We start from the raw sequence: 25,252 nt of genomic DNA on the forward strand, positions 1-25,252 counted from the left end.
CCTTACTGTCAGGCCAATAGCTTAGGGTTGAATGCTAAAGGATCGTAGCCACGCTGCCCAGCATAAACCTAGCCCGCGACAACGTTTGTATCGCCCTAGTCTAACGTTAATGAAGGCGCTTGAACGGTCTGACACAGCACCGTTCGCAACGCATGGGCGGCAACGGAAAGCTCTTGATGGGTCAATATACCTACCTGGCAAGAGATGGCGGGTGCTGTCAGCGGTATGCAGCGGGCGCCCAGTTCATGCATTTGTCGAATACACATGGAGGGCACCGCGCTAACGCCAAGCCCATCAGCGACCATTCTACCCACCGTCGACAGCTGATGGCTTTCAAAGGCTACCGATAGCTCCATGCCCCGCTTATTCAACTCTTGCTCCAATAAACGACGCACCATTGAAGGGCGCTGCAGAGTGATTAAATCATGCTTGAGAAGTGTCGCCCAGTCGAGATGAGGGGCTTGGGCCAATCGGCTTGTGGGGGGGACGACGGCTATGAAATGATCATCAAACAACGGTGTAAAAAGCAGGCTGCCGGTGCCTTCCGGTAAAAAGGCAATGCCCATTTCAACCTGACGGGAGCGCACCATTTCGGTGACTTCTTCATTGATCACATCGTGTACGGTGATATTGATTTTAGGGTACTGCTGTCGAAATTTAACTAGCGCGGCGGGGAGTAGGTTGCAGGCAAAGGCCGGCATGGCTGCCACACTAAGCCGCCCAAGCTGAAGCGTGAAGCGCTGACGCAGGCGTTCTTCGGTATTGTCCCATTGGGCCAATAGATGCTTAGCTAGCGGTAGTAGAGACTCTCCTTCAGGCGTTAGTCTGACGCTACGGGTGCTGCGGATTAGCAGTTTACCGCCCAGGGACTCTTCCAGGCCTTTAATGGCCAAACTGAGCGCTGGTTGAGATAAGTGCAAGCGCTCACAGGCCTGAGTAAAGCTGAGCGTTTGAGCGACTGCAAGAAAAGCGCGTAGCTGTTTAACCGTCATGGAGTGCCTTTTATTGGTTTTATAAATAAATTGATAAAAAAAACAAACTTAACAAATATATCATCTCGCACAACACTGACACTAGCGGACTAGCCGGTTAACGTATCAATGACAGCATTTATCACCCACAACAATGTGAGGCATAACAATGGCAGGATTCGATAAGCGGGTATCTTCCTACGAAGAGGCAATGGAAGGCATCGAGAGCGGCATGACAGTGCTCGCCGGTGGTTTCGGTCTATGTGGAATCCCCGAAAATTTGATTGCCGAAATTAAGCGACGGAAAGTCGACAATCTTACGGTGGTGTCCAATAACTGTGGGGTTGATGGCTTTGGGCTGGGAGTGCTGCTCGAAGATCGTCAAATCAGCAAAATTCTTGCTTCTTATGTGGGTGAGAATGCTCTGTTTGAACAGCAAATGCTCAATAACGAAATCGAGGTCGTATTGACGCCACAGGGAACGCTGGCTGAGAAAATGCGCGCCGGTGGTGCGGGTATCCCTGCTTTTTATACCGCTACCGGCTATGGAACGCCGATTGGTGAAGGCAAAGAAGTACGCGTATTCAATGACCGTCACTATATTTTAGAAGAAGCGATTATCGGTGACTTCGCTATCGTGAAAGGTTGGAAGGCGGACCGTTACGGTAATGTGATGTACCGTCACACGGCGCAGAACTTTAACCCTATGGCGGCCACCGCTGGAAAAATCACCGTCGTGGAAGTAGAGGAAATCGTCGAGCCAGGTGAGCTTGAGCCTAGTCAGATCCATACGCCCGGGATTTATGTGGATCGGATTATTCAAGGCACGTTTGAAAAACGTATCGAAAAACGCACCGTGCATAGTTAACGCATCTCATCGTTAACACGCCACTCTTTCAAACGTTTCACCGCTTTATATCGGCTCAACAAGAGGAAGTCACCATGGCTTTAACACGAGAACAGATGGCTCAGCGTGTCGCTCGCGAACTCGAAGATGGTTTTTACGTCAACTTGGGGATCGGTATTCCCACCCTGGTAGCCAATTACATACCCGACGGTATTGATGTCATGCTGCAGTCAGAAAATGGCCTGCTCGGAATGGGGCGTTTCCCGACCGAAGAAGAGCTTGACCCCGACCTGATCAATGCCGGTAAACAGACGGTAACAGCCCGCCCTGGGGCAGCCATTTTTTCTTCTGCTGAATCGTTTGCCATGATTCGCGGTGGGCATGTCGATCTGACCGTATTAGGTGCTTTTGAGGTCGACCAGGAGGGCAATATTGCCTCGTGGATGATTCCTGGCAAGCTGATCAAAGGGATGGGCGGCGCAATGGACCTGGTCGCTGGCGCCGAAAACATCATCTGCACGATGACCCATGCTTCAAAACACGGCGAATCCAAGCTATTGGAAAAATGCGAGCTACCGTTGACCGGTGCCGGCTGTATTAACCGCGTCTTGACGGACCTGGCTTACCTGGAAATTAAAGACGGCGCCTTTGTGCTTAAAGAGCGTGCGCCGGGCGTTAGTGTTGAAGAAATTATCGAAAAAACCGCAGGAAAGCTGATTGTTCCTGACCATGTTCCCGAGATGACATTTGTCGGTGAATAGTATCTGCTTCAACTGGGGACTCATTTAGCTCATTTAATCGTCCAGTAATGGAACGCTGGCGGCGTTATCGCCAGCGTTTCAGGCCATTTCACATCGCGTGTGGTAGGGCAGGAGTATTTCAGCAGTACGCTCATGGGTGTCGCTCACGCGTTTTTGAACGAGTGCCAAACCACCACAGCAAAGACGATGCTCATCGCCATCAGCGAATACCAGTTTTTGCGCTGAGGTTGGATAAAAACAATGTTCAATCAACGACGAGACCGAAAAGACCCCATTTTGTTGCCCTTGAAGGCTAGGCATGCCGACCTCAGTGATTCGCTCATTGAGAACGGGCAAAGGCTCGCCTAACGTGTTGCAATCAAAACCAGCATGATGAAGACGCGGCCCCATTACCGAAAGCCATGCGGCTAGCGGATTAGCCTGCAGTAGCTGCTGATAAAGCGCCCATGAGGGCATCGGCCAAGGCCTTCCTCGACAAAGTAAATTGTGGCCTTTGCAATCTTGTGGGTGAGATTGTTGAACCAGCCCTTCGATAGCTCGACGAGGCGCTTTGGACAACGTACCGATCTGCAGCTCGGCCAACACCAGCCAACTGCTGCTATCACTAGGTGCCAGTAAATGAATCAGCAACCCTTTGTCGGCCATCGCGTAGTGACCCATAGGGCGATAGCCCATATGGACTAATTTACTGGAAAGCGGATTAGCAGCAAACGCACCGTAATTGAGCGTTACCAGGGTTAGGTATTCGGCTGCAATCGAAATAGGCCAAAGTCTTAAAGCGCCAATATCGGGATGGGTATGGACATAGTCAAGCCATAGCTGCTGAGCAAACTCTTGACGTTGCATGGGGAACTCCTTGCTCAAACATGCACATTTGGCGTGGGTCGTTAACTAACTGAACCAGTATAGGCAAGCATGAAAGGCAAGGATTCAACGGGTGTTAACGCGGCTTTTAACGGCACGGCCGCGCTTGATTAATAAGGGGGGTTAACCAGCCAGTAGCTGCTTATCACGAACAAACTGGTCAAACTCGGTGAAGCCGCCGACATGGGCCTGGTCGACAAAAACTTGCGGTACCGTACGAATGGGTTTTCCCGCTGTTTTGGCGATGTTTTCTTTGGTAACCCCTTCAGATGGCATATCTATATAACGATAACCTTCTATTTTACCTGAGTTTTCCAAATGTTCGGCAAGTTGCTTCGCGCGTACACAAAAAGGGCATGACATGCGACCATATATAACCACAAACATCGTTGGCGCTCCTTAACGATAAGTAGAATAAATGACAAAGTAGGCACTAACGGCGTCGTAAACGAGTGGCTGGTGAGACGCCAATTTAACGTCCATTGTGGATGAGATGAATACGTTTCGCCAATAGCGGCTCGCTACATTAGCCATTGATAGCTGTAATGACCGAGGATAGGGCACCTTTATGCAAATGCTGACCGCTGATGAATACGCGTTTCTCGCTAAGCTGGCGACGGCATATCGAAATGAGCATCTTCCTGTCATCAAACAAGGGAAGGGGTGGAATCCCCACTTGGGGGTAGATGCGCTATGCTTTCAGCATCATGCTGATGGAGGAATGGTGGGCGCGCTGATAACGCCGTGCGAGCTTAGTCTGGTCAAGGTACCTGATCAAACGTGTCTTACTGAGCCGGTGGCGGATTCGCTCAAGCTATTACTTCCTTCCGGCATCTATTGGCTCTCCCTTGATCGCCTGCCGGAGGGACATGTGTTTTATAAACGAGTGATTTTGTCCGATGTAAGCGATCTTGAAAGCATGCAAGAGGCCGCTAGGCTTGCTCAGCATATGATGTCTCGTTTAATGCAACCGACCGAAGAGATAAGTACCTAACTGAACACCGCTACCTTAAAAAGTCTCTCAACCTAGTGAAAGGATTTAACTATGACCTCTCAAGCCGTGACAACTCCCCGCGTTGCCCTGGTAACCGGTACTAGCAGTGGTATTGGTGCCGCAGTGGTTAAACATTTTTGTGAATGCGGTTATCAAGTTCTCGCCGTTGATTTCAATCCGGCAGGCAAAGCAGTTGCTGAGGAGGCTGGGGCGGCTTTTTTTGAGGCTGATTTAACCGATGCTGATGCCTGCCGTGGGGCAGTGGCCGACGCGGTCAAGCGCTTTGGTGGCGTCGATATCGTGGTCAATAATGCCGGTATTCAGCATGTGGCATCTATTGAGACGTTTCCAGAACAGAAGTGGCGCCAAATAATGGATCTTATGCTGACGGCCCCTTTTTTGCTCACCCAGGCCGCGTGGCCGCATATGCGTAAAAATGGCTGGGGGCGCATTATTAATGTGGCGTCGATTCATGCCCAGGTGGCGTCACCCGGTAAAGCGGCGTATATCAGTGCCAAGCACGGCATGATTGGCTTAACCAAAACAGCGGCACTGGAGGGTGGAGAGCAGGGAATTACGGCCAATGCGGTATGTCCTGCCTATGTGAAAACGCCGCTTGTCGATAATCAGATTGCCGATCAGGCTAAGTTGCACGGTATGGATGAGCAGGAAGTCATTGAAAAAGTTATGCTCAAGCAGGCGGCCATTAAACGCTTGATCGAGCCTGAGGAAGTTGCTCAGTTAGTGGCTTATCTAGCGTCAGATGCTGCCGGTGCGGTCACAGGCTCAAGTTTTAATATTGATCTAGGCTGGACGGCGCACTAAGGCGCTAAGCTATCTCTATTGCTGAGAGGGCGGGTATTGCCGCCTTCCTTGGCGGTCAGGCGAGAACCGTGTCTACTGGGTTGCTGCTGGTCAATCTGTGCACGTTCCCTGTGCACAGGTGTTGCTTTTAGGATTACCCAAACTAGCGACGTACAGGCCGTTTCTGCAATTTGCGCTGCAGCGTGCGTCGATGCATTCCTAGCGCGCGTGCCGTGGCCGAGATATTGCCATCATGCTCTTGAAGCACCTTTTGAATATGCTCCCAGGTAATACGATTGATGGACGGTGGATTGTCGGCAAGCTCAATGTCGGGGTCGCCACCTTGGCGTTCAAACGCGGTCAGCACATCGTCGGCGTCCACAGGCTTGCAGAGGTAATTGGCAGCGCCTAATTTAATCGCCTCTACAGCGGTTGCGATGCTTGAGTAGCCGGTAAGAACGACGATACGGCATTGAGGGCAAGTAGCCAGTAGCTCTGGCAGTAGTTTCAAACCTGAGCTGTTTTCCAGCTTTAGATCAAGTGTCGCCATGCTCGGTGAGTGTTGCGCGGCCATTGCCAATGCCTGCTCTGCATCGTGAGCAACGATGACTTCATAACCGCGCCTTGATAGCGCGCGATTCAGCACATGACAGAACATTTCATCGTCATCAATAATCAGCAGGCGTTGTTCTCGCATTTGCATGATGGTCTTAACCTATTGCTGGAGGTGCTTGTTACTAAAAATTCAGGGGTGCCTCATTATTTAATGAGGTGCTCCGCAGCGAGGCAGGGTCACTTCCGTTAACGTGCCTCCGTCCGGGTGATTATACAGGCTTACGCCACCCCCAAGGCGATTGATAGTGGCATGGGTTAAAAACAAACCGATACCCATGCCTTTGCTTTTTGTCGAAATGAACGTTTCGCCCAACTGGTCGGCAATCGACATGGCCACGCCTGGGCCGTGGTCTCTAATATCAATTACCACGCTCTCTTCGTGCCAGTCTATGCGAATGGCGATCTGCTCAGGGTTTGCGTCGGCGGCATTGTTCAGTAAGTTGGTTAACGCTTGGTCAAGGGTGGCGTCTACGGCGAGCCAGGGACGGCCGCGTTTGCCCGTTACGTCAAATTGGTGGCTAACATCCGGCCGCAAGACCAGCCAGCGTTGTACCACACCCGAGAGCCACTCCTCAGCGTCGAGCACTTCGGCTTCAGCCATGCGCCGCCGGTCAGCGTTGGAAACTAGATTTTGCAAGCGCGATTTGCACACATCCACCTGCTGGCGCAGTAAGTTAATGTCCTGCTCAAGCGTCGAGTCCGCAGGAGCGTCAGCCTGCATTTCTTTAAGCAATACCGCCATGGTAGACAGCGGTGTACCTAGTTCGTGGGCGGTGCCCGCCGCTTGGGTGGCCACGGCCAGCACTTGTTCATTGCGCAGAGCGGCTTCACGGGTACGGGAAAGTGCTTGGTCGCGGCTGCGCAGCGCATGGGCCATTTTGTAGATAAAAAACGTCACGAGCCCCGCTGAGAGACCAAAATTAAGCCACATGCCCAATATGTGCAGGCTCAGTGGGCTATCAATATTGATATGACCCAACTGGGGAATGGGGTGGTAGGAAAACATCAAAAAGGTGTAGCCAGCCATAGAGCACCCGGCAATGATCCAGGCATGACGCCAGGGCAGGGTAGCCGCGGCAATGGTCACCGGCACCAGGTAATAGGTAATAAAGGGGTTGGTTGAACCTCCAGAGAAGTAGAACACTAGCGTCAAACCGGTAATGTCGGCGAGTAAGTGCAGTAGGTATTCCAGATGAGTAACGGCGCGTGGGCGCCCTAGACGCCACCAGGTGGCAATATTAAGAATGCCCATAGATATCACCACACTGACGACAGCGGTGACCGGCAATGCGAAGTTGAGTAGCTCGACGCCAACAATGATGGCGATTAGAAACCCCGTCCAGGTAATGCCGCGCACGATAGTGAGCCGCACCAGGTTGCGGTTAGGGGTCGATAGGGGCAGTGGAAGCGCTGTGGGCATGTTGGACTTATTTAGACTTGGCTTTGAGGCCGTGAATGATAAATTTAATGAACAGCGTCATGACATAGGTGGTCCACCCAGCTGACGCTAATATAGTGTATATCAACATTTTAGGTGGTAGCCAGGCACTACCTAATAAGGCTTCCAGCATGATGTGGAAGAACATCGCTAGCAGCAGCGGAAGCGCCAAGATGTGCATCCACATGTCGGTGCGTCGTTTGCGGATATGGTAGCGACCAAGTAAAAAACGCAGTGGCCGATGCGCCCAGCTAAAGACTACCAGTGCCCCAATCACAAATAGGCTGGCCAGGATGGGTTCGGTGCTGCCGATATGGACGGAAAGAGAAATCGACCAGATGAGGCTGAGCCACATCAACCCTTCCAGGCTGGCAATAATATCCGCATAGCGTCGCACGTTCTGCATAAACAACGGGATCCTTACTAAGACAACATGATAATGAAACGAGCCGCCATGATACGACACTTGGTCAATACTGTGGTGGCTTGCATAGCGGATTTATCTGATTATGCAAAGGCGTATACTATGCGGACCGTTTTTATACCCGATTTAACTTTACTACAGGATATGCCGTGGACACCGTAACATTGACTCGCCCTGATGATTGGCATCTTCATTTACGTGATGATGAGGCGCTGAAAGCGGTGGTCGGTCATACCGCCGCTCAGATGGGGCGGGCTATCATCATGCCTAACCTCACGCCACCGGTTACCACAACCGCAATGGCGCTTGAGTATCGTCAGCGAATTTTGGATGCGTTGCCAGCACACAGCGCTTTTGAACCCTTAATGGTGCTGTATCTTACCGATACCACGCCCCCAGAAGAGATAGAGCGTGCCGCACAGAGTGGCATTGTGAAGGCGGTTAAGCTGTATCCTGCGGGAGCGACTACCAATTCTGACTCCGGGGTGACCGATCTCGCCCGCTGTGACGCTACTATTGCGACCATGGCGAAAGTAGGTATGCCGCTATTGATGCACGGTGAAGTGACTGACCCAGCGATCGACATCTTTGATCGCGAAGCGGTGTTTATCGACAAGGTGTTAAAGCCGCTGCTGGCGCGTCATCCCACCCTGAAAGTCGTGTTCGAACATATCACCACACAGCAGGCAGCAGAGTTTGTTGCCCAGGCGCCCGATAACGTGGCGGCGACGATAACGGCTCATCACCTTCTGTTTAATCGCAATAAAATGTTGGTCGGGGGCATACGGCCACACTATTACTGTTTGCCTATTTTAAAGCGTGAGCAACATCGTCAGGCGTTATTAAATGCGGCCACTAGCGGTAGTCATAAATTCTTCTTGGGCACTGATAGCGCGCCCCATTCGCAAGGGGCTAAAGAATCAAGCTGTGGCTGTGCCGGCGCCTATACCGCGCCGGCGGCGATTGAGCTTTACGCTACCGCTTTCGAGGAAAGGGACGCCCTGGACAAGCTGGAAGCGTTTGCCAGTCTCAACGGTCCGCGGTTTTACGGTCTTGCGCCTAACGAAGACACCATTACGCTTGAGCGTCGTGAGTGGACGTTGCCCGAAAGCTTTCCCTACGCTCAGGGAGCGGTAATTGTGCCTTTGCTGGCGGGTGAATCACTTGGCTGGGCGATGAAAAAATAGCATTAGCAATGGGGTAGGGGCAGTGTCTGTCAGCCATCGGTGAGTATTCGCCGATGGCTTTTTTTATGAAAGCTCAGTTTGTGAAAAATTAGTTCTTGGAAGCTCAGTTCATCAAAGATTAGCTTATGAAAGCTTAGCTTATGAAATCAGAGTGACGCGACTACTTCTCGCCAAGCTGTTTTAGCATTTCGTCGACCATGCGTGACGAGTGATCGGCAGCGACTTCTAGAAACTCATCAAAGGAAAGATGGTTGTCTCCACTACCGGGGATATCGGAGAGCGCTCGAATCACCACAAAAGGGCACTGATAGAGATAGCAGGTTTGGGCAATGGCGGCGCCCTCCATCTCGACAGCCAGCATGGTTGGAAACTGTGACCGGGTCGTCTCCACTCTGACAGGGTCCGCCATAAAGGCGTCACCGGTGGTGATCAACCCTTCACGCACCTGTACTTCACCCAGCGAGGTGATCGCCTTACGGGCGATGTCGCGTAGCGCTGTGTCAGCGGCATAGGCGGCGGGCATGCCCGGTACCTGGCCCATTTCATAGCCAAATACCACGGCGTCAACGTCGTGATGGCGCACTTCGTCGGAAATAATCACATCACCAATTGCCAGGTCAGTCGCAAACCCACCGGCAGAGCCGGTGTTGATAATGGCATCAGGCTGATGGCGCTCTAATAATATGGCGGTGCCCACCGCAGCGTTGACTTTGCCGATGCCTGACTGAAGCACGATCACTTCAAGTCCATAGCGGGTGCCGGTATGAAAAACGAAGCCTGCATGCTCATAGCGCTGGGCTTCGTCTAACTGACTCACCAGAATCTTCACTTCCTGCGCCATTGCGCCAATAATACCGATACGTTTCACTACGCTATGCTCCTGAATTATAACAGATAAAGAATTGAGTTAAGCGCGATCCAGCAGGGCGCGATCGTGGTGCTCAGCCGCTTCCAGGGTGTTTTCCAACAATGTGGCTACGGTCATCGGGCCGACGCCTCCCGGTACAGGGGTGATAAAGCTTGCACGTTGGGAGGCGGTGTCAAAATCCAGATCCCCCGTCAAGGTGCCATCCTCCTGTCGATTAATGCCTACATCAATCACGATGGCGCCAGGCTTAATCCATTCCCCATCCACGATCCCCGGTTTACCTACCGCCACTACTAAAATGTCGGCGCGGCTCACGTGATCTTTAAGCTGTTGAGTAAAACGGTGGCAAACGGTTGTTGTGCAGCCCGCTAACATCAGTTCCAGCGCCATGGGGCGACCAACGATATTGGATGCGCCCACCACGGTGGCGTCCAACCCGCGTAACTCGATATTGCTCTGAGCCAGTAGGGTCATGATTCCTTTAGGGGTACAGGGGCGCAAGGCAGGCATACGCTGTGCTAAACGGCCAATATTGTAAGGATGAAAGCCGTCTACATCTTTGTCTGGAAGAATACGTTCCAAGATGGGATCAGCATCGAGATGTTTGGGAAGAGGCAGCTGAACCAGGATGCCATCTATCGTTGGGTCACTGTTGAGCTGATCCACCAACGCCTCTAGTTCGTGCTGTGATGTGGTTTCCGGCAGGGCATGCTGAACCGAAATGATGCCTGCCTGTTCGCAGGCGCGGTGCTTATTATTGATATAAACATGAGAGGCGGGATCGTCCCCGACCACAACCACGGCTAGTCCTGGTGCTCGTCCGCCTGCTTGACGTCGAGCGGCGATCTTTTCAGCAACCTGTTGGCGGACAGTAGCGGCGATGGCTTTGCCATCGATTAGTTGGGCGGTCATGTATGTAAATCCCTGTGGACGTTAAAAGGCCAAGTCTACAAAGCGCCCGGCGAGCAGCGCTTGAAAGGCGGCAATTTTCGCACGCTAGGGCATCCAGGCAAAGCGCCTTAACTCTTCATCACATTAATGGTTGACTTTAAAATTAAAAATAGTAATATATGCCTCGCTTGAGACGGGCCATGCGGCAAGCGTCTAGGGTGATAAATCGGGATGTAGCGCAGTCTGGTAGCGCGCCTGCTTTGGGAGCAGGATGTCGGGGGTTCGAATCCCTCCATCCCGACCACACTAACGTGAAAGATAGCTGTTAGCTTCTCCAAGCTTTGGTTGTGGTCTAGTGCTCATCGGTATTCGTTACTTCTGAATGCTCTATGTGCGCCCATAGCTCAACCGGATAGAGCAACGGCCTTCTAAGCCGTAGGTTGCGGGTTCGATTCCTGCTGGGCGTGCCATCTATTTTAGTGGTTATAGCCAGTTGGAAACACGTTGTAAGCACGCAATGCTCGTGTATACGTAAGATTGTCTATGGTGGGTGTAGCTCAGGGGTAGAGCCCCGGATTGTGACTCCGGTGGTCGTGGGTTCAAATCCCATCATCCACCCCAGTGACAATATTTGCGTTTCCAGTTTTAGGTTGTGGTGGGTGTAGCTCAGTGGTAGAGCCCCGGATTGTGACTCCGGTGGTCGTGGGTTCAAGTCCCATCATCCACCCCATTACCCCGCATTAAACTTTCCTCTCATTACTCCTCTCGTTTTCCCTCGCTTTTTATACTATCTCTCTTATCTGTTTTGCTTATTTAATTTGTCATTTCTTATTACTCTTTCGCTTATTAGTAACCCCGTTGCCAATGACCAGCATGGCATTACTTTTACGCGTTACGTTGCTGCATTAATGCGTGATTCTCGCTTAGCAAATAAAGATCCTTACTAACAGCAATCCTCAGGTGTCGAGCTGATGGCCTAGCGTCAGTTCTGGTATGTTCAGCGGTCCTTTTAATTTCTCGTAGCCTGCTTGCATCATGAATGCGCTCCCCACGCATGATGCTATACAGGTTTTTTAAAAAATACTGACGCCATGGTGCGCGTGCGCTACGTTGTTGATGACGCTATCGATGGTGTGCATGGTGCATGTAATGGCGACCATAGACGCACATTATCGCTTTGCGCTGCAATTTTTAGCATGGTTTTTGAGTGCCAGGACCTTGTCGAACAGCAAGCTTCGTTATTACTGACCGGCGCTAAAAGCCTTCAGGGCGCCGGTTGAGACGCTAATAGTGATGTCGCCCTTTTTTTGAGGTTTGAAGAATTATATTGCTGTTTTTAGGCATATAAATAGCGTTTTACACTATGTTATTGCCCTTATTTTGGTGATATTTTTCAAGAGGTTGTTATAAATCAATCTTGACTATCAATGGGTAAGCGGGGGTAAGCAAATGACGCGTCAAACGGTAGTGTTGGGAGCGGGTATGGTGGGCGTCAGTATCGCTTGGCATCTGCGTCAGCGTGGGCATGAGGTCACCCTGATAGACCGGCTTCAACCTGGCCGAGAAACGTCGTTTGGTAATGCAGGCATTATTCAACGCGAAGCCGTCCGCCCTTATCCCTTTCCACGCGATGTCAAAACACTATTAAGCGTGTTGCCCAATCGGCGGGTCGATATCCGTTATCGTGCGGCGGGCATGTTTAGTGCTGCTTCTCCATTATTGCGTTACTGGCTGAATTCAGCGCCCAAGAATTACCAGCATATCGTGCCTGAATACGCCTCATTGATTCAGCTATCGTTAAAAACGCATGGGCCGATGATTGATGCCGCTGGAGCAGAGCACTTGGTGCGTCGTCAGGGGTGGCTCGAACTTTATCGTACTCCCCATAAGTTAGCTGCCCGTATAAAAGAAGCTGAAGAGGCGCGCCAACTTTATGGTGTTCAGTTTGAAGTATTGGATCGCGCGGCGCTGGCAGCCAAAGAGCCTGCGATCAGTGACACCATTATTGGCGCGATTCACTGGCTAGATCCTTGGACGGTCGCTGATCCAGGGGCATTGGTAGCGGCTTACGCCCAAGCGTTTAACGATGACGGTGGTCGAATCTTGCAGGCCGATATTCGCTCTGTTCAGCAAGTGAATCGTCGCTGGCAGGTCAGGACAGAGACGGAAACGTTAGAGGTAGACAGCGTCGTGGTGGCGCTAGGCCCCTGGGCAGGAAAGTGGCTTAAAGAGCTCGGCTACCGTTTCCCCACCTTTGTGAAGCGTGGCTATCACATGCACTACTCATCCCAGGGAGAAGCTAAGCTTAATTTTTGGGTGATGGACGCCGAGGTCGGGTATCTGCTGGCGCCGATGAACGCCGGTATTCGGCTGACCACAGGGGCTGAGCTTGACCAGCTTGATGCCCCTGCCGATGTAAACCAGCTTAGTGCTGCCGAAAAAGCGGCGCGGAGCGTGTTTCCGCTTGGTGAGCACCGGGATGACGCTCCTTGGAAGGGGGCACGGCCTTGCTTGCCCGATATGAAGCCGGTGATTGGGCCTGCGCCGCGTCATCCAGGGCTGTGGCTTGCCTTTGGTCATGGCCATCAGGGGTTTACGCTTGGCCCAGCCACGGGGCAGCTGCTTACTGACATGATTGAGGGCACGCCCACCGCCATCGATATGGCTCCGTTTCGTGCCGATAGATTTTAATTCAGAAAGTTTGGTGATCTGACTAAGTAAATTAAGTGCTTGGCTATCATTAATTAGTACGATAGTTTTGCGCATGAACTAGTACTTTGCTAGTTTGTAATGACAGTTGTTCGCCATGAGGTGGAGATATGGACGTAGGTATCAGCAGTGCAGTAAGCGCCTCGCTCTACATGAACCAGGCGCAAACGGCCGAGCAGGCTCAGATGCAGGTATTTAAACAAGCCTTGGATATTCAGGCTGATCAAGTAACTGAAATCATGGCGTCTGCCGATAGCGGTTCACAGCCGGACTTGGCCAAAGAAGGAAGCGTAGGTACTCAAGTAAATACCTTCGCCTAGAGATATACAGTCTTGATGTTAGTCATCGTCTGAATATCATCTATAGTTTCGATCGCGGTTCCATTGAGCCGCCTCGTGCTACCAACGCTGACACTGTCAGCGTTTTTTTTGCTCGAATGCCGGGGCCTTAGTCGTCATGCCACCCGCGACAACAGTAGCTTCAAAGCGTTACAATTAGCGCAATGGAACTTGCTCAACGCCCGGCGCGAGGCTAATGCTGCGCAGGGCTGTGACCCCACAGTCGAAGAGGCACAATGAAAGACACTCAACTAGCCCGTGAAGCAGATCTTCGCAGGACGTTTGCTATTATCTCCCACCCCGACGCCGGTAAAACCACCATCACCGAAAAGATGCTGCTGTTTGGGAATGCCATTCAGTTGGCGGGGTCGGTGAAGAGTAAGCGTAACGATCGCCATGCCACGTCGGACTGGATGAAAATGGAGCAGGAACGGGGTATTTCTGTGACGACCTCTGTGATGCAGTTCCCTTATGGGGGGCGCATCGTGAACCTGCTTGATACGCCGGGTCACGAAGACTTCTCCGAGGATACCTACCGGACGCTGACAGCGGTTGATTCTGCCTTGATGGTCATTGATGGCGCCAAAGGGGTTGAGGATCGCACCATCAAGTTGATGGAAGTGTGCCGCCTGCGGACCACGCCGATCCTGACGTTCATTAACAAGATGGATCGCGATATCCGTGACCCCATCGAGGTGATGGATGAAGTGGAAACGGTGCTCAATATCCAGTGTGCACCGATGACCTGGCCCATTGGCATGGGGCGTCACTTCAAAGGGGTTTACCACCTCTATAATGATGTTATTCACCTCTACACCCAGGGGCAGGGAAGCCGGATTCCTGAAGACAAGCGCATTGAAGGCCTGGATAGCCCTGAAGTCGATTCCGTTTTAGGCGAGGAGCAGGCTGAAGAGCTACGCATGGAAGTGGAGCTGGTGCGAGGCGCCTCGCATGAGTTTGATCTGGACGCTTATCGCCGTGGTGAGCTTTCGCCGGTTTATTTCGGTACCGCGATGGGTAATTTTGGCGTACGCGAGATGCTTGACGGTTTTGTTGAGTACGCTCCGCCACCCCAGGACCATGAAACGGATACGCGGGTGGTGACTGCCGAGGATGAACGCTTTACCGGCTTTGTGTTTAAGATTCAGGCCAATATGGACCCTAACCACCGCGACAGAATCGCTTTTTTACGGGTCTGCTCGGGTAAGTACGAAAAAAACATGAAGATGCGTCACGTGCGTATTGGCAAGGACGTTAAAATTGCCGATGCGTTAACCTTCATGGCGTCTGATCGTTCCCAAGTGGAAGAAGCCTGGCCCGGTGATATTATCGGCCTGCATAACCATGGCACCATCCAGATCGGCGATACGTTTACCGTGGGAGAGGACATGCGCTTTACCGGCATACCTCACTTTGCCCCCGAACTGTTTAAACGTGTTCGGCTTAAAGACCCGCTCAAGATGAAGGCGCTCCAGAAGGGGCTACAGCAGCTTTCCGAAGAGGGTGCTACCCAGGTCTTTATGCCAATGGATAATAATGACCTGATTCTTGGCGCTGTCGGTACCCTGCAGTTTGACGTGGTCGCTCACCGGCTTAAAGAAGAGTATAAAGTTGACTGCTTATATGAAGGCGTCAATGTACAAACGGCGCGCTGGGTCTACTCTGAAGATAACAAGAAACTGGAAGAGTTTAAGCGCAAGGCCAGCGCTAACCTGGCGATCGATGGGGGTGGCTATCTTACCTATATTGCGCCAACCCGGGTTAACTTACAGATGACGCAGGAGCGCTGGCCGGATATTCGTTTCCAACCTACCCGCGAGCACTAGGAGCCACCATGCTGACGGATGCCCACTGCCATCTCGACTTTGATCAGTTCGAAGACGATCGTCAGGCGGTATTTGCAGCCGCAAAGGCAGAGGGTGTCGAGCGCTTTGTGGTGCCTGGCACCACAAAGGCAAGCTGGCAACAGGTGCTGGCGCTAGCTGAGCGAGACAATGTTTGGTCCTGCCTGGGCTTGCACCCTTACTTTATCGAGCAGCATCAATCCGCCGATATTGATGCACTTGATCAATTGCTTGGTGAGCATCCCGAGGTGGTGGCCGTAGGTGAATGCGGCATTGATGGGCGCTTTAAAGACACGCTGGATGAGCAGTGGGATTATTTTGACGCTCAACTGAAGCTTGCAAAGCAGCACTCATTGCCGGTAGTGGTGCACTGCGTTCACGCCAACGACAAGGTAGTTAAACGGCTTCGTCAGTTGCAGTTGCCAAAGGCAGGGCTCATTCACGCCTTTTCGGGGTCAATAGAGCAGGCAACGGCGTTTCTTGAGTTGGGTTTCAAGCTAGGCTTGGGCGGCGCGGTGACCTATGAGCGAGCGCAGCGGTTACGAAGAACGGTGGAGGCACTTCCCGACGATGCTTTCGTATTGGAAACCGATAGCCCCGATATGCCGTTAAGTGGCTATCAGGGGAAACGTAACGAGCCACAACGCGTAGCGGAAGTGTGCAGCGTAGTGGCATCTCTTCGTGGGCAAACCTTCGAACAAGTGGCGGCACAAAGCAGCGCCACTGCCGCGGCACTGTTTGGCCTCCCATCGGTTTAGAGAGATTTTCTACTATCTATACGTATGTATTCAGGCCTACGTATTTAGGCCTATGTATTAAGGTCTGTGTATCAAGGTCTTATGTATTCAGACTAACGGCCATTTGCTCGGGATCAACGCGCTCTATCGCGTAGGGCAGTTCGAGTAGATGAAGCGGCTGCTCATCAAGAAATACAGCGATAGCCTCTTCTGCCACCTTCGTGTTCATGACGATGAGTAACTCAGCGCTCTCAGGGCCAGCAACGGCACTGGAGACGACCTCACCCAGCGGTTTATTATCGCTGTTAACAACCGTGGCGCCTATGTCAGGCAATATGTGGGTTTCCACACCAGCCCGCATCAGGCGTTTTTTAACCTGTCCGCGAAAATGCGCCCGAGCGACCACTTCTTGGCCCGTATAGCAGCCTTTTTTAAAGCTAATACCGCCAAGCGCTTCCCAGTTAAGCATTTGAGGCAGGAAGTGATCCTGCTGAGCATCGGTAAGCCACGCTAAGCCGTTGCGAATATCATCCAGTTGCCAGGCGTTGCGGCCGTCATCGCTATCGTCAATCGATAACGCTTGATCGTCGCGTTCTAAACAGACCAACCAGCGACGTTCACCTGGGTAACGTAGAACGCAGGCATGCTCGTTGTGGACCTGGGTATTGACCGATTCCGGGAACGCCAGCGATAGCTTGTCAGCAAGCGCATGGTCGTTATCACGGACGCCAATAAAGGTAAGCTCTGGAAGTGGTATCAGTTCAGCGCGGTAAAACGCAGCGAATTTTTTTAAATGGCTGGCGACGCTGTCTAGCAAGGTATGGCTAAGTAGCAGCCTAAAATGATCATCGCCCAGGCGTAGCAATTGCGCATTGGCCAACATCCGTCCCTTAGGGGTGCAAAAACAGGTCAGCGGGGCAAAACGACCGTTCGCCAAGCTCACTTGAGCGCTAGTTTGGCCTTGAAGAAACTTCTCAGCGTCCGCACCTTTCACATCCAGGGCGGCTAAGTGAGTAAGGCGGACGCTGCCAGGGACGGAAGTGGGAGAGGTAACGGTCGCCATAAGAACTCCTGATGATCGTGATGATGGGAGGTAAATAAAAGAGCATGCCTAAAATAACATGCGTAGTGAGTCTCTAGGTGCGGGCAACGGAGGTTAATTGCAAGGCACTAGTAGCATGCTAGACTCGTTCTCTTGTATGAGGTTTGCACAGCTCAACCAGTAGGGTAATGCTATGGCGCAGCAGTCATTAACATTTCAAGGTGTTAAAACAGTCGAACAGGTCAATAAAATCACCACAGCGCTTATGATGCTCGATGGCGTTGACAGTGCTGAGGTGGGGCGCCACGGAGCCGACGTAGAGGGCCGGGCGAAGCGCGAAATGCTGATAAACGCGATTGAAAAGCTCAAACTAGGCATCAAGGTATCTTAATGCACATACCGATCAGCGTTATCAGTGAACGTAATCGTGTCTTTAGGCAGCGCGTCGAGGTCAGTGGTCTGGAAAGCGTCTATGCTGATGTGCCGAAGGCCGTCGGTGGCGACGGCAGCGCACCAGACCCTCATGACTACTTCGACATTGCACTCGGGACGTGCAAAGCCATTACGGTGCAAATGTACGCCAAGCGTAAGGAGTGGCCACTTGAAGGTATTGTCGTCACCGTACAGCGTGATGACAGCCAGGAGCGAAAGGGGCTTTACAGGTTAGACGTTCACCTCACGCTGCTCGGTATCGACGATCCTGAGCAGCGGGCCAGGCTTGAAGAGATTAGTCATCGTTGCCCTATACAGCGGCTAATGACGGAAGCCACGGTCGAGATTACTACGCGTCTTGTTTAATTTATCTTCTCTTTGGAGTACTGATGAGCAAAGCCTTTCGATTGCAGTCTAAATTTCAGCCTGCTGGTGATCAGCCGAATGCCATCAAGGGGCTAATCTCCGGCCTGGAATCAGGGCTTGCGCATCAAACCCTACTCGGGGTAACCGGGTCGGGTAAAACGTTCACCATGGCTAATGTGGTCGAGCAGCAACAGCGGCCCACCATTGTGATGGCGCCGAATAAAACCCTGGCCGCCCAGCTTTACGGCGAGTTCAAGTCATTCTTTCCCGATAACGCCGTCGAGTACTTCGTTTCCTACTACGATTATTATCAGCCTGAAGCCTACGTCCCTTCGTCGGACACTTTCATCGAGAAAGATGCCTCGATCAACGACCATATTGAACAAATGCGCCTGTCGGCGACCAAGGCGTTACTGGAGCGCCGGGATGCGCTTATCGTGGTATCCGTGTCGGCCATTTACGGTTTGGGCGACCCCGATCAATATCTAAAGATGCGGCTACATTTCACCCGCGGTGAACTGATCGACCAGCGTGCCTTTCTACGTCGGTTGGCAGAGCTTCAATACACCCGTAACGATATGGATTTCCGTCGCGGTACGTATCGGGTCCGTGGCGATGTCATCGATATTTTCCCCGCCGACTCTGATGAGGAGGCGGTACGTGTGGAGCTATTTGATAGCGAAATAGACACGATACGGCTGTTTGACCCTTTGACCGGCGCTGTCCATGGGGAAGTGCCGCGCATGACTATCTATCCTAAATCGCACTACGTGACGCCGCGAGAAACCATCTTGGGGGCGATTGATGCGATTAAAGGAGAGTTGAAAGAACGCCTGGAATGGATGCGTAAGCATGAACGACTAGTGGAGGCGCAACGCCTGGAGCAGCGTACGCTGTACGATATAGAGATGATGCTGGAGCTTGGCTACTGTAACGGTATCGAAAACTACTCCCGTTACCTCTCAGGACGTGCACCCGGCGAGGCGCCACCGACGTTTTTCGATTACTTACCCGATGATGCCCTGCTGTTTATCGATGAGTCCCACGTCAGTGTGCCTCAGGTAGGCGGGATGTATAAGGGCGATCGCTCGCGTAAAGAAACCCTGGTGGAGTATGGCTTCCGGTTACCTTCTGCGCTGGATAACCGGCCAATGAAGTTCGAAGAGTGGGAGGCGATTTCACCGCAGACGATCTTTGTTTCAGCCACTCCCGGTCGTTATGAAGGTGAACACGCCAGCCAAACCGTGGAGCAGGTAGTGCGCCCGACGGGACTACTCGATCCTGAAATCGAGGTGCGCCCAGCCAGCACACAGGTAGACGATCTGCTTTCCGAGATTGGCCTGCGCACCGCGGTGGGTGAGCGGGTTCTGGTGACCACGCTGACCAAGCGGATGGCCGAGGATCTGACCGAATACTTCGATGAGCACGGAATCCGGGTACGCTATCTTCACTCCGATATTGATACCGTCGAGCGGGTTGAGATCATTCGAGATTTACGCTTGGGTAAATTTGACGTGTTGGTGGGGATTAACCTGTTGCGAGAAGGTCTGGATATTCCTGAGGTCTCGCTGGTCGCCATTCTGGACGCGGATAAAGAAGGGTTCCTGCGCGCCGAGCGCTCGTTGATACAAACCATCGGGCGTGCTGCTCGTAATGCTCACGGCAAAGCGATTCTGTACGGTGATCGGATTACCGACTCGATGCGCAAAGCCATGGATGAAACCGAACGTCGGCGGGCCAAACAGCAAGCGCATAACGAAGAGCATGGCATAACTCCTACGACCGTAACGCGTTCTGTAGCCGATATTCTTGAAGCCGCACAAGCGCCCGGCAAGAAGAGCAGCCGTCGTCGTGGCAGCGAGCGTAAAGTGGCGGAAAGCAGCGCTGAGTATGATGTGGCTTCTATGAGCAAACAAGATCTGCTGGGCGCCATCAGTAAACTTGAAGATGCCATGTTTGAAGCGGCGCAAAATCTTGAGTTTGAAGAGGCCGCCAGGCTTCGTGATCAGCTTCATCAGATGAAAGAAAAACAGCTGGCACTGGGCTAACGGTATGCCGGAAGGCCCAGAGATTCGACGCGCTGCGGATCGCATTCAGCAGCAAATAGGTGGGCGGGTGATCGATTACGCCTGGTTTGCTTTTCCAGCCCTTGCTGATCAAGCCACCTCGCTTATCGGTATCCAGGTAACGCGAGTGGATACCTGGGGCAAAGCGATGTTGATCCGCTTTGCCGACCAGCGTGTGCTTTACTCGCATAATCAGCTCTACGGGGTGTGGAAGCTGCATCGTGACGACCAGCCGCCTGCCACCTCACGTGTATTGCGCGTTCGCTTGGGGGCAGAAGGGCGCTGTGCCAGCCTCTACAGCGCCTCCGATATTTCTCTCTGGCAAGAAGAACACCTTGCACAACACCCGTTCCTGTCACGCCTGGGGCCTGATTTATTGAGCCACGACGTGACTGCCGAGGACGTTTACCAACGCTTAATGCTCAATAGGTTTCACAAGCGCAGATTAGGGACTTTGCTGCTCGATCAAGGGTTGGTGGCAGGACTGGGTAATTATCTACGCTCAGAAATACTGTTTTTTGCTCAGCTTCCTGCCGATGCTCGCCCGGTGGATTTAACCCACGCCCAGTTGCGCGTGTTGGCTCACTGCATCATTGAAACGACTCACTGCGCTTACCATAACGCGGGTGTCACTAATCGTGATGTCTGGATTGAAGAAGCCAAGGCAGCGGGCGAGCCGCGTAGGCAGTGGCGATTTGCGGTATTTGACCGCGCAGGGCTTGAATGTCATCGCTGTGGGGCGCTGGTAGAGCGCGCGATGGTGAGTGGGAGAAGGTTGTATCGGTGCTTGGTTTGCCAACCTTCACTGACCTCATAAGGTTATCGCTCATAATATTTATACCGTTATCTTGCGTGCTGATAAAAATATAACATTAAGCCCTAACAGTTAGATAACGCTAGCCAGGTGCTGCCGTGAAAAGGGCAATACGTTATACTTGCTTTATGCTAAGACGGCACTTTTGCCAATGCGAAAGAAGGCCGCTGACTAGACGATAACCTAGGAGCAGTTAGTTCATGACCGTGATTCGCCAGGACGACGTTATTCAAAGCGTTGCCGATGCACTGCAGTACATCTCTTATTATCACCCGAAAGATTTTATTGATGCGATGGCGGCCGCTTACGAGCGTGAAGAGAACCCGGCAGCTAAAGATGCTATCGCCCAGATTTTGATTAACTCGCGTATGTGTGCCACCGGGCATCGACCGATTTGCCAGGATACAGGTATCGTTACCGTGTTCGTTCATGTGGGGATGAACGTGACCTGGGAAGCCGACATGAGCCTCGACGAGATGGTCAACGAAGGCGTTCGGCGTGCTTATCTGCTTCCTGATAATGTTCTTCGGGCATCGGTGCTGGCGGATCCAGACGGCAAACGCGCCAATACCAAAGACAATACGCCAGCGATTATCCATCACTCGATTGTACCCGGTGACCGTGTTGATATTCACGTGGCCGCGAAGGGCGGTGGTAGTGAAGCAAAATCCAAGTTTGCCATGCTCAATCCTTCCGATAGCGTAGTGGATTGGGTAATGGAGCAGCTGCCGAAGATGGGCGCAGGCTGGTGCCCACCCGGTATGCTGGGCATTGGCATTGGCGGCACCGCTGAAAAAGCCATGATGATTGCCAAAGAGGCACTGCTGGATCCTATCGATATTCAGGATTTACAGGCCCGCGGCCCTAGTAATCGCGCTGAAGAAATACGCCTTGAGTTGTTTGATAAGGTCAATAAGAGCGGCATTGGCGCTCAGGGGCTAGGCGGTTTAACCACCGTGCTGGATATTAAAGTAAAAGATTATCCCACCCATGCGGCCAATAAACCGGTGGCGATTATTCCCAATTGCGCGGCCACTCGGCATGCTCACTTTACCCTGGATGGTTCTGGCCCCGCGGTGCTTGACCCGCCCAAGCTGGAAGACTGGCCAGAAATTACCCGTGAAGCAGGCGATAACGTCAAGCGGGTTGATCTTGATACGGTAACACCTGCTGAGGTCAAAACATGGCAGCCAGGTGACACGCTGCTGTTAAACGGTAAGTTATTGACCGGTCGTGACGCTGCGCATAAACGGATGGTCGATATGCTGGCGAAAGGCGAGCCTTTGCCTGTCGATATGAAAGGGCGCTTTATTTACTACGTTGGCCCTGTTGATCCCATTGGTGATGAAGTCGTTGGGCCAGCAGGACCCACCACCGCGACAAGGATGGATAAGTTTACCCGCACCATGTTGGAAGAAACCGGCCTGTTGGGCATGGTGGGTAAGGCGGAGCGCGGTCAAGCAGCCATTGATGCCATTCGTGACAACGAGGCGGTCTACTTAATGGCGGTCGGTGGCTCTGCTTATCTGGTCGCACAAGCGATTAAAAAATCGCGGGTAGTGGGATTTGAAGACCTTGGAATGGAAGCCATCTATGAATTTGAGGTAGAGGATATGCCGGTCACTGTGGCCGTCGATAGCCAGGGAACCTCCGTGCATCAGACCGGTCCTGCCAAGTGGAAAGAGATTATTGCCCAGTCAGCGTAACGGGAATGGTAAGATTGATTAGGCTTTAACGCATAGGGCTTACAAACAGGTCTAATAAGTAGAGCTAATAAACAAGGCTAATGAACAGGGCCTCGCTGTCGGCGAGGCTCTTGTTTTATAAGGAAGCAGCTATGACCTCCTGGTTGATCGGAACCAGTCTTTTATTAATCCACCTACTGGGTATTGTGTCAGCGATTATGGCGCTGATGTCCAGCCGTACCTCCCAAGGTGCCGTTGCGTGGATTATATCGCTGCTGACCTTTCCCTATGTTGCACTTCCCGCCTACTGGTTTTTTGGACGTCCGCGATTTTATGGCTATGTGTCGGCAAGAGGTCAACGTGACAGCGTATTGAGGCGCGTCTGGCTGCGCTACCGAGTCAATGTACAGCCGCACGTGGCCCCCTCAAGCAATGCAGACATCAAGGCAGTCGAGCAGCTTGCCATGATGCCGTTAACGCAAGGTAATCAGGCAACGCTGCTCATTGATGGCTTAGCCACATTTGAGAGTCTTTTTGACGGCATAGACCGTGCTGAAGAGTACGTGCTCATGCAGTTTTTTATTGTGCGCAGCGATTCCCTTGGGCAACGCCTTAAAGAACATTTAAAGAAAGCTGCCCAGCGCGGTGTACGAGTCTATTTTCTCTACGATGAAGTAGGGAGTCGCAAGTTAGGCGATCGCTACTTCAATGAATTGATCAGTGATGGGGTGGCAGTAACCCCATTTCGTTCGTCTCGGGGCTTTAAACATCGCTTTCAGCTTAACTTTCGTAATCACCGTAAAGTATCGGTCGTCGATGGCAAAGAGGGCTGGGTGGGTGGTTTTAATGTAGGGGTCGAATACCTGGGCGAGGACCCACGCCATGGTGCTTGGCGCGATACCCATTTAAAGCTCGAAGGGCCCAGCGTGCTGGGGTTACAGGAGGCCTTTTGGGAAGATTGGCATTGGGCGACCAATGAGGTTATTAGCCTTCACTGGACACCGCATACATCAGCCTCAGCTGACCATCACGTGGTCATTGTGCCTTCTGGCCCAGCGGATCGACAGGACACTGCTGGTTTATTGGTGCAGCAGGTAATACATAGTGCCAAGCATAGGTTATGGGTCACCAGCCCTTATTTTGTGCCCGACCAGGGAGTGCAGGACGCTTTAAGGCTAGCGGCCATGCGGGGCGTGGATGTCAGGGTGATGATCCCGGAACGACCCGATCACCTATTGGTATTTTTATCAGCGTTCTCTTTTTTACCAGATATGCTGAGAGCGGGTGTAAAAATATACCGTTATCTTCCTGGTTTTTTACATCAGAAGGTAATCTTGATAGATGATCAAGCCGCAACCGTAGGCACTGTGAATCTGGATAATCGCTCATTTCGCTTAAACTTTGAAATCACAGCGTTTATGCCAAGCCAGGAGGTGGCTGCCAATGTGGAAGCAATGTTGGAAAATGATTTTGCACAGTGTCGACGCGTGACCATCGATGAAATCAACCAGCGCTCAATGTGGATGAAGGTCGTTTCGCGTGCTGCTTATTTAATGGCACCAGTGCAATAAATGAAGTCAGCGTAAATAAGGGAGTTGGTATGCGTGCACAACGGGTGAAACAAGGAGTGGTGGGGTGAATCTTGAAACAAAATGGCTTGAGGATTTTGTCGCGCTAGCCAATACGCGTAGCTTTTCCGCCTCTGCCCGCCAACGACATGTAACGCAGCCAGCGTTTAGCCGACGCATCCGGGCGTTGGAACAAGCCGTAGATGTTATTTTAGTGGATCGCTCTACCACGCCTGTGGGCTTAACCCCAGAAGGGCAGCTGTTTTTAGTCACTGCGCGTAACTTGGTTGAGCAATTAAACGAGTCACTTAGCCATTTGCGGGGACTCTCTATCGCTAATGAAGCGTTGGATATTGTGGCGGCGCATTCACTGGCGTTGAGCTTCTATCCTCCATGGATTTCACGCCTGCAGAAGGGATTGGGCGAACTGCCCACTCGCTTGGTGGCCATGAATGTTGGCGAGGCTATCCATGTGCTTCGAGAGGGTAACTGCGATCTCATGCTTGCCTATTTCGATCCATTTGCCACCATGCAGTTGGATGCTGAAGTATTTCCCTCGTTTTCGATTGGCAAAGTGAATATGCTGCCCGTTTCTTTGCCAGATACCGATGGGAACCCGATCTTTTCACTCCAACAAGACAGCTCTATCCCTTATCTCTCGTATACGCAGGGTGCTTTCTTAGGGCGTAGCGTACGGATGTTGCTAAAAAACGATCCCTTACGTATGAAGCTGCGTACCGTTTATGAAACCGCTATGGCCGAAGGGTTAAAAGGTATGGTGTTGCAGGGTGTGGGGGTGGCATGGATACCTGATTTTTGTATTCGGGAAGAGTTGAAGAGTGGTCGTTTAGTAAGAGCAGGGGATCAGAGTTGGGATATCCCCCTGGAAATTCGTTTATACCGCTGCTCAATGGTCCATAAGCCCGGAGTCGAGCGCTTGTGGCGGCAGATGATGAAATTGCCACGCGACTTTCTTCAGGCTTAAGG

The 25,252-nt window shown here is 52.1% G+C and carries 25 protein-coding genes and 4 tRNA genes; 20 read left to right on the forward strand and 9 right to left on the reverse strand.

Annotated elements, in window-relative coordinates:
• Positions 1-95: 95 nt before the first annotated feature.
• Complete coding sequence (locus ACFFLD_RS00450; RefSeq protein WP_386043782.1) at positions 96-992, reverse strand: LysR family transcriptional regulator; 897 nt, start codon at positions 990-992, stop codon at positions 96-98.
• A gap of 148 nt (positions 993-1,140) precedes the next feature.
• Here ACFFLD_RS00450 and ACFFLD_RS00455 point away from each other — a divergent pair, with 148 nt between their 5' ends.
• Together ACFFLD_RS00455 and ACFFLD_RS00460 are read left to right on the forward strand one after the other, a co-directional pair.
• Positions 1,141-1,839, forward strand: a complete 699-nt coding sequence (locus tag ACFFLD_RS00455) for a CoA transferase subunit A (RefSeq protein WP_386043784.1) — start codon at positions 1,141-1,143, stop codon at positions 1,837-1,839.
• Between the two features lie 74 nt (positions 1,840-1,913).
• Complete coding sequence (locus tag ACFFLD_RS00460; protein ID WP_386043786.1) at positions 1,914-2,579, forward strand: CoA transferase subunit B; 666 nt, start codon at positions 1,914-1,916, stop codon at positions 2,577-2,579.
• A gap of 78 nt (positions 2,580-2,657) precedes the next feature.
• Here ACFFLD_RS00460 and ACFFLD_RS00465 read toward each other — a convergent pair whose 3' ends face one another.
• Together ACFFLD_RS00465 and ACFFLD_RS00470 are read right to left on the reverse strand one after the other, a co-directional pair.
• Positions 2,658-3,425 carry a DUF1338 domain-containing protein gene (locus tag ACFFLD_RS00465; RefSeq protein ID WP_386043788.1) on the reverse strand — a complete coding sequence of 256 codons (768 nt, stop codon included), beginning with the start codon at positions 3,423-3,425 and terminating at the stop codon, positions 2,658-2,660.
• 141 nt (positions 3,426-3,566) lie between these two features.
• Positions 3,567-3,830, reverse strand: a complete 264-nt coding sequence (locus tag ACFFLD_RS00470) for a GrxA family glutaredoxin (protein WP_386043790.1) — start codon at positions 3,828-3,830, stop codon at positions 3,567-3,569.
• A 181-nt stretch (positions 3,831-4,011) separates the two neighbouring features.
• Here ACFFLD_RS00470 and hybE point away from each other — a divergent pair, with 181 nt between their 5' ends.
• Both hybE and ACFFLD_RS00480 read left to right on the forward strand, forming a co-directional pair.
• Entirely contained in the window at positions 4,012-4,437 is a 426-nt protein-coding gene (gene hybE / locus ACFFLD_RS00475) for a [NiFe]-hydrogenase assembly chaperone HybE (protein ID WP_386043792.1), read from the forward strand.
• A 51-nt stretch (positions 4,438-4,488) separates the two neighbouring features.
• Positions 4,489-5,262 (forward strand): 3-hydroxybutyrate dehydrogenase, encoded by a 774-nt coding sequence (locus tag ACFFLD_RS00480; protein WP_386043794.1) that lies wholly within the window; start codon positions 4,489-4,491, stop codon positions 5,260-5,262.
• A 142-nt stretch (positions 5,263-5,404) separates the two neighbouring features.
• Here ACFFLD_RS00480 and ACFFLD_RS00485 read toward each other — a convergent pair whose 3' ends face one another.
• The 3 genes from ACFFLD_RS00485 to ACFFLD_RS00495 are packed head-to-tail and all read right to left on the reverse strand — an operon-like array spanning position 5,405 to position 7,700.
• Positions 5,405-5,944: a response regulator transcription factor gene (locus ACFFLD_RS00485; RefSeq protein ID WP_386043796.1), complete on the reverse strand. Its 540-nt coding sequence runs from the start codon at positions 5,942-5,944 to the stop codon at positions 5,405-5,407.
• Positions 5,945-6,004: 60 nt separating this feature from the next.
• Positions 6,005-7,276, reverse strand: coding sequence for an ATP-binding protein (locus tag ACFFLD_RS00490; RefSeq protein ID WP_386043798.1), 1,272 nt, complete (start codon positions 7,274-7,276; stop codon positions 6,005-6,007).
• A gap of 7 nt (positions 7,277-7,283) precedes the next feature.
• Positions 7,284-7,700, reverse strand: a complete 417-nt coding sequence (locus tag ACFFLD_RS00495) for a hypothetical protein (RefSeq protein ID WP_386043800.1) — start codon at positions 7,698-7,700, stop codon at positions 7,284-7,286.
• Positions 7,701-7,867: 167 nt separating this feature from the next.
• Here ACFFLD_RS00495 and pyrC point away from each other — a divergent pair, with 167 nt between their 5' ends.
• Positions 7,868-8,905 (forward strand): dihydroorotase, encoded by a 1,038-nt coding sequence (gene pyrC / locus ACFFLD_RS00500; RefSeq protein WP_386043802.1) that lies wholly within the window; start codon positions 7,868-7,870, stop codon positions 8,903-8,905.
• Positions 8,906-9,065: 160 nt separating this feature from the next.
• On the opposite strand, the gene mtnN is transcribed toward pyrC, so the two are convergent.
• Positions 9,066-9,773 (reverse strand): 5'-methylthioadenosine/S-adenosylhomocysteine nucleosidase, encoded by a 708-nt coding sequence (gene mtnN / locus ACFFLD_RS00505; protein ID WP_386043804.1) that lies wholly within the window; start codon positions 9,771-9,773, stop codon positions 9,066-9,068.
• Positions 9,774-9,812: 39 nt separating this feature from the next.
• Positions 9,813-10,685 carry a bifunctional methylenetetrahydrofolate dehydrogenase/methenyltetrahydrofolate cyclohydrolase FolD gene (gene folD / locus ACFFLD_RS00510; protein WP_386043806.1) on the reverse strand — a complete coding sequence of 291 codons (873 nt, stop codon included), beginning with the start codon at positions 10,683-10,685 and terminating at the stop codon, positions 9,813-9,815.
• 206 nt (positions 10,686-10,891) lie between these two features.
• On the opposite strand from folD, the gene ACFFLD_RS00515 reads away from it, so the two are divergent.
• From ACFFLD_RS00515 to ACFFLD_RS00550, 8 genes are all read left to right on the forward strand, one after another.
• Positions 10,892-10,968 (forward strand) — tRNA-Pro (locus tag ACFFLD_RS00515).
• A gap of 89 nt (positions 10,969-11,057) precedes the next feature.
• A tRNA-Arg gene (locus tag ACFFLD_RS00520) sits at positions 11,058-11,134 on the forward strand.
• A gap of 76 nt (positions 11,135-11,210) precedes the next feature.
• Positions 11,211-11,285: transfer RNA gene (locus ACFFLD_RS00525), tRNA-His, on the forward strand.
• A 34-nt stretch (positions 11,286-11,319) separates the two neighbouring features.
• Positions 11,320-11,394 (forward strand) — tRNA-His (locus ACFFLD_RS00530).
• Positions 11,395-12,113: 719 nt separating this feature from the next.
• The gene (locus tag ACFFLD_RS00535; protein WP_386043808.1) at positions 12,114-13,355 is read left to right on the forward strand and encodes an NAD(P)/FAD-dependent oxidoreductase; all 1,242 of its coding nucleotides are present in this window, start codon (positions 12,114-12,116) and stop codon (positions 13,353-13,355) included.
• 128 nt (positions 13,356-13,483) lie between these two features.
• Positions 13,484-13,693, forward strand: coding sequence for a putative motility protein (locus ACFFLD_RS00540; RefSeq protein WP_386043810.1), 210 nt, complete (start codon positions 13,484-13,486; stop codon positions 13,691-13,693).
• A gap of 254 nt (positions 13,694-13,947) precedes the next feature.
• On the forward strand, positions 13,948-15,537 hold the full coding sequence (locus ACFFLD_RS00545; RefSeq protein ID WP_386043812.1) for a peptide chain release factor 3: 1,590 nt from the start codon (positions 13,948-13,950) through the stop codon (positions 15,535-15,537).
• A gap of 8 nt (positions 15,538-15,545) precedes the next feature.
• Positions 15,546-16,313 (forward strand): TatD family hydrolase, encoded by a 768-nt coding sequence (locus ACFFLD_RS00550; RefSeq protein WP_386043814.1) that lies wholly within the window; start codon positions 15,546-15,548, stop codon positions 16,311-16,313.
• Positions 16,314-16,392: 79 nt separating this feature from the next.
• Here ACFFLD_RS00550 and ygfZ read toward each other — a convergent pair whose 3' ends face one another.
• Positions 16,393-17,355, reverse strand: a complete 963-nt coding sequence (gene ygfZ / locus ACFFLD_RS00555) for a CAF17-like 4Fe-4S cluster assembly/insertion protein YgfZ (protein WP_386043816.1) — start codon at positions 17,353-17,355, stop codon at positions 16,393-16,395.
• Between the two features lie 172 nt (positions 17,356-17,527).
• Here ygfZ and ACFFLD_RS00560 point away from each other — a divergent pair, with 172 nt between their 5' ends.
• The 7 genes from ACFFLD_RS00560 (at position 17,528) to ACFFLD_RS00590 (ending at position 25,250) form a co-directional block, all read left to right on the forward strand.
• Positions 17,528-17,725, forward strand: coding sequence for a hypothetical protein (locus ACFFLD_RS00560; protein WP_386043818.1), 198 nt, complete (start codon positions 17,528-17,530; stop codon positions 17,723-17,725).
• Entirely contained in the window at positions 17,725-18,132 is a 408-nt protein-coding gene (locus ACFFLD_RS00565) for an OsmC family protein (protein ID WP_386043820.1), read from the forward strand. Before ACFFLD_RS00560 ends, ACFFLD_RS00565 begins: the two co-directional genes overlap by 1 nt.
• A 23-nt stretch (positions 18,133-18,155) precedes the next feature.
• Positions 18,156-20,180: an excinuclease ABC subunit UvrB gene (gene uvrB, locus ACFFLD_RS00570; RefSeq protein ID WP_386072409.1), complete on the forward strand. Its 2,025-nt coding sequence runs from the start codon at positions 18,156-18,158 to the stop codon at positions 20,178-20,180.
• 4 nt (positions 20,181-20,184) lie between these two features.
• The gene (gene nei / locus ACFFLD_RS00575; protein WP_386040462.1) at positions 20,185-21,015 is read left to right on the forward strand and encodes an endonuclease VIII; all 831 of its coding nucleotides are present in this window, start codon (positions 20,185-20,187) and stop codon (positions 21,013-21,015) included.
• Between the two features lie 197 nt (positions 21,016-21,212).
• Entirely contained in the window at positions 21,213-22,718 is a 1,506-nt protein-coding gene (locus ACFFLD_RS00580; RefSeq protein WP_386040464.1) for a fumarate hydratase, read from the forward strand.
• 131 nt (positions 22,719-22,849) lie between these two features.
• Complete coding sequence (cls, locus tag ACFFLD_RS00585) at positions 22,850-24,268, forward strand: cardiolipin synthase (RefSeq protein WP_386040466.1); 1,419 nt, start codon at positions 22,850-22,852, stop codon at positions 24,266-24,268.
• A gap of 64 nt (positions 24,269-24,332) precedes the next feature.
• Positions 24,333-25,250, forward strand: coding sequence for a LysR substrate-binding domain-containing protein (locus ACFFLD_RS00590; RefSeq protein WP_386040469.1), 918 nt, complete (start codon positions 24,333-24,335; stop codon positions 25,248-25,250).
• Positions 25,251-25,252: the final 2 nt, after the last annotated feature.

This window comes from Vreelandella sulfidaeris (assembly GCF_042429665.1).
GTDB lineage: Bacteria > Pseudomonadota > Gammaproteobacteria > Pseudomonadales > Halomonadaceae > Vreelandella.

Bases quoted from the DNA above. Each gene is read 5' to 3' on its own strand.
- ACFFLD_RS00450 (WP_386043782.1), bottom strand. From the start codon at position 992: ATGACGGTTAAACAGCTACGCGCTTTTCTTGCAGTCGCTCAAACGCTC.
- ACFFLD_RS00455 (WP_386043784.1), top strand. From the start codon at position 1,141: ATGGCAGGATTCGATAAGCGGGTATCTTCCTACGAAGAGGCAATGGAA.
- ACFFLD_RS00460 (WP_386043786.1), top strand. From the start codon at position 1,914: ATGGCTTTAACACGAGAACAGATGGCTCAGCGTGTCGCTCGCGAACTC.
- ACFFLD_RS00465 (WP_386043788.1), bottom strand. From the start codon at position 3,425: ATGCAACGTCAAGAGTTTGCTCAGCAGCTATGGCTTGACTATGTCCAT.
- ACFFLD_RS00470 (WP_386043790.1), bottom strand. From the start codon at position 3,830: ATGTTTGTGGTTATATATGGTCGCATGTCATGCCCTTTTTGTGTACGC.
- hybE (WP_386043792.1), top strand. From the start codon at position 4,012: ATGCAAATGCTGACCGCTGATGAATACGCGTTTCTCGCTAAGCTGGCG.
- ACFFLD_RS00480 (WP_386043794.1), top strand. From the start codon at position 4,489: ATGACCTCTCAAGCCGTGACAACTCCCCGCGTTGCCCTGGTAACCGGT.
- ACFFLD_RS00485 (WP_386043796.1), bottom strand. From the start codon at position 5,944: ATGCAAATGCGAGAACAACGCCTGCTGATTATTGATGACGATGAAATG.
- ACFFLD_RS00490 (WP_386043798.1), bottom strand. From the start codon at position 7,276: ATGCCCACAGCGCTTCCACTGCCCCTATCGACCCCTAACCGCAACCTG.
- ACFFLD_RS00495 (WP_386043800.1), bottom strand. From the start codon at position 7,700: ATGCAGAACGTGCGACGCTATGCGGATATTATTGCCAGCCTGGAAGGG.
- folD (WP_386043806.1), bottom strand. From the start codon at position 10,685: ATGACCGCCCAACTAATCGATGGCAAAGCCATCGCCGCTACTGTCCGC.
- ACFFLD_RS00535 (WP_386043808.1), top strand. From the start codon at position 12,114: ATGACGCGTCAAACGGTAGTGTTGGGAGCGGGTATGGTGGGCGTCAGT.
- ACFFLD_RS00540 (WP_386043810.1), top strand. From the start codon at position 13,484: ATGGACGTAGGTATCAGCAGTGCAGTAAGCGCCTCGCTCTACATGAAC.
- ACFFLD_RS00545 (WP_386043812.1), top strand. From the start codon at position 13,948: ATGAAAGACACTCAACTAGCCCGTGAAGCAGATCTTCGCAGGACGTTT.
- ACFFLD_RS00550 (WP_386043814.1), top strand. From the start codon at position 15,546: ATGCTGACGGATGCCCACTGCCATCTCGACTTTGATCAGTTCGAAGAC.
- ygfZ (WP_386043816.1), bottom strand. From the start codon at position 17,355: ATGGCGACCGTTACCTCTCCCACTTCCGTCCCTGGCAGCGTCCGCCTT.
- ACFFLD_RS00560 (WP_386043818.1), top strand. From the start codon at position 17,528: ATGGCGCAGCAGTCATTAACATTTCAAGGTGTTAAAACAGTCGAACAG.
- ACFFLD_RS00565 (WP_386043820.1), top strand. From the start codon at position 17,725: ATGCACATACCGATCAGCGTTATCAGTGAACGTAATCGTGTCTTTAGG.
- uvrB (WP_386072409.1), top strand. From the start codon at position 18,156: ATGAGCAAAGCCTTTCGATTGCAGTCTAAATTTCAGCCTGCTGGTGAT.
- nei (WP_386040462.1), top strand. From the start codon at position 20,185: ATGCCGGAAGGCCCAGAGATTCGACGCGCTGCGGATCGCATTCAGCAG.
- ACFFLD_RS00580 (WP_386040464.1), top strand. From the start codon at position 21,213: ATGACCGTGATTCGCCAGGACGACGTTATTCAAAGCGTTGCCGATGCA.
- cls (WP_386040466.1), top strand. From the start codon at position 22,850: ATGACCTCCTGGTTGATCGGAACCAGTCTTTTATTAATCCACCTACTG.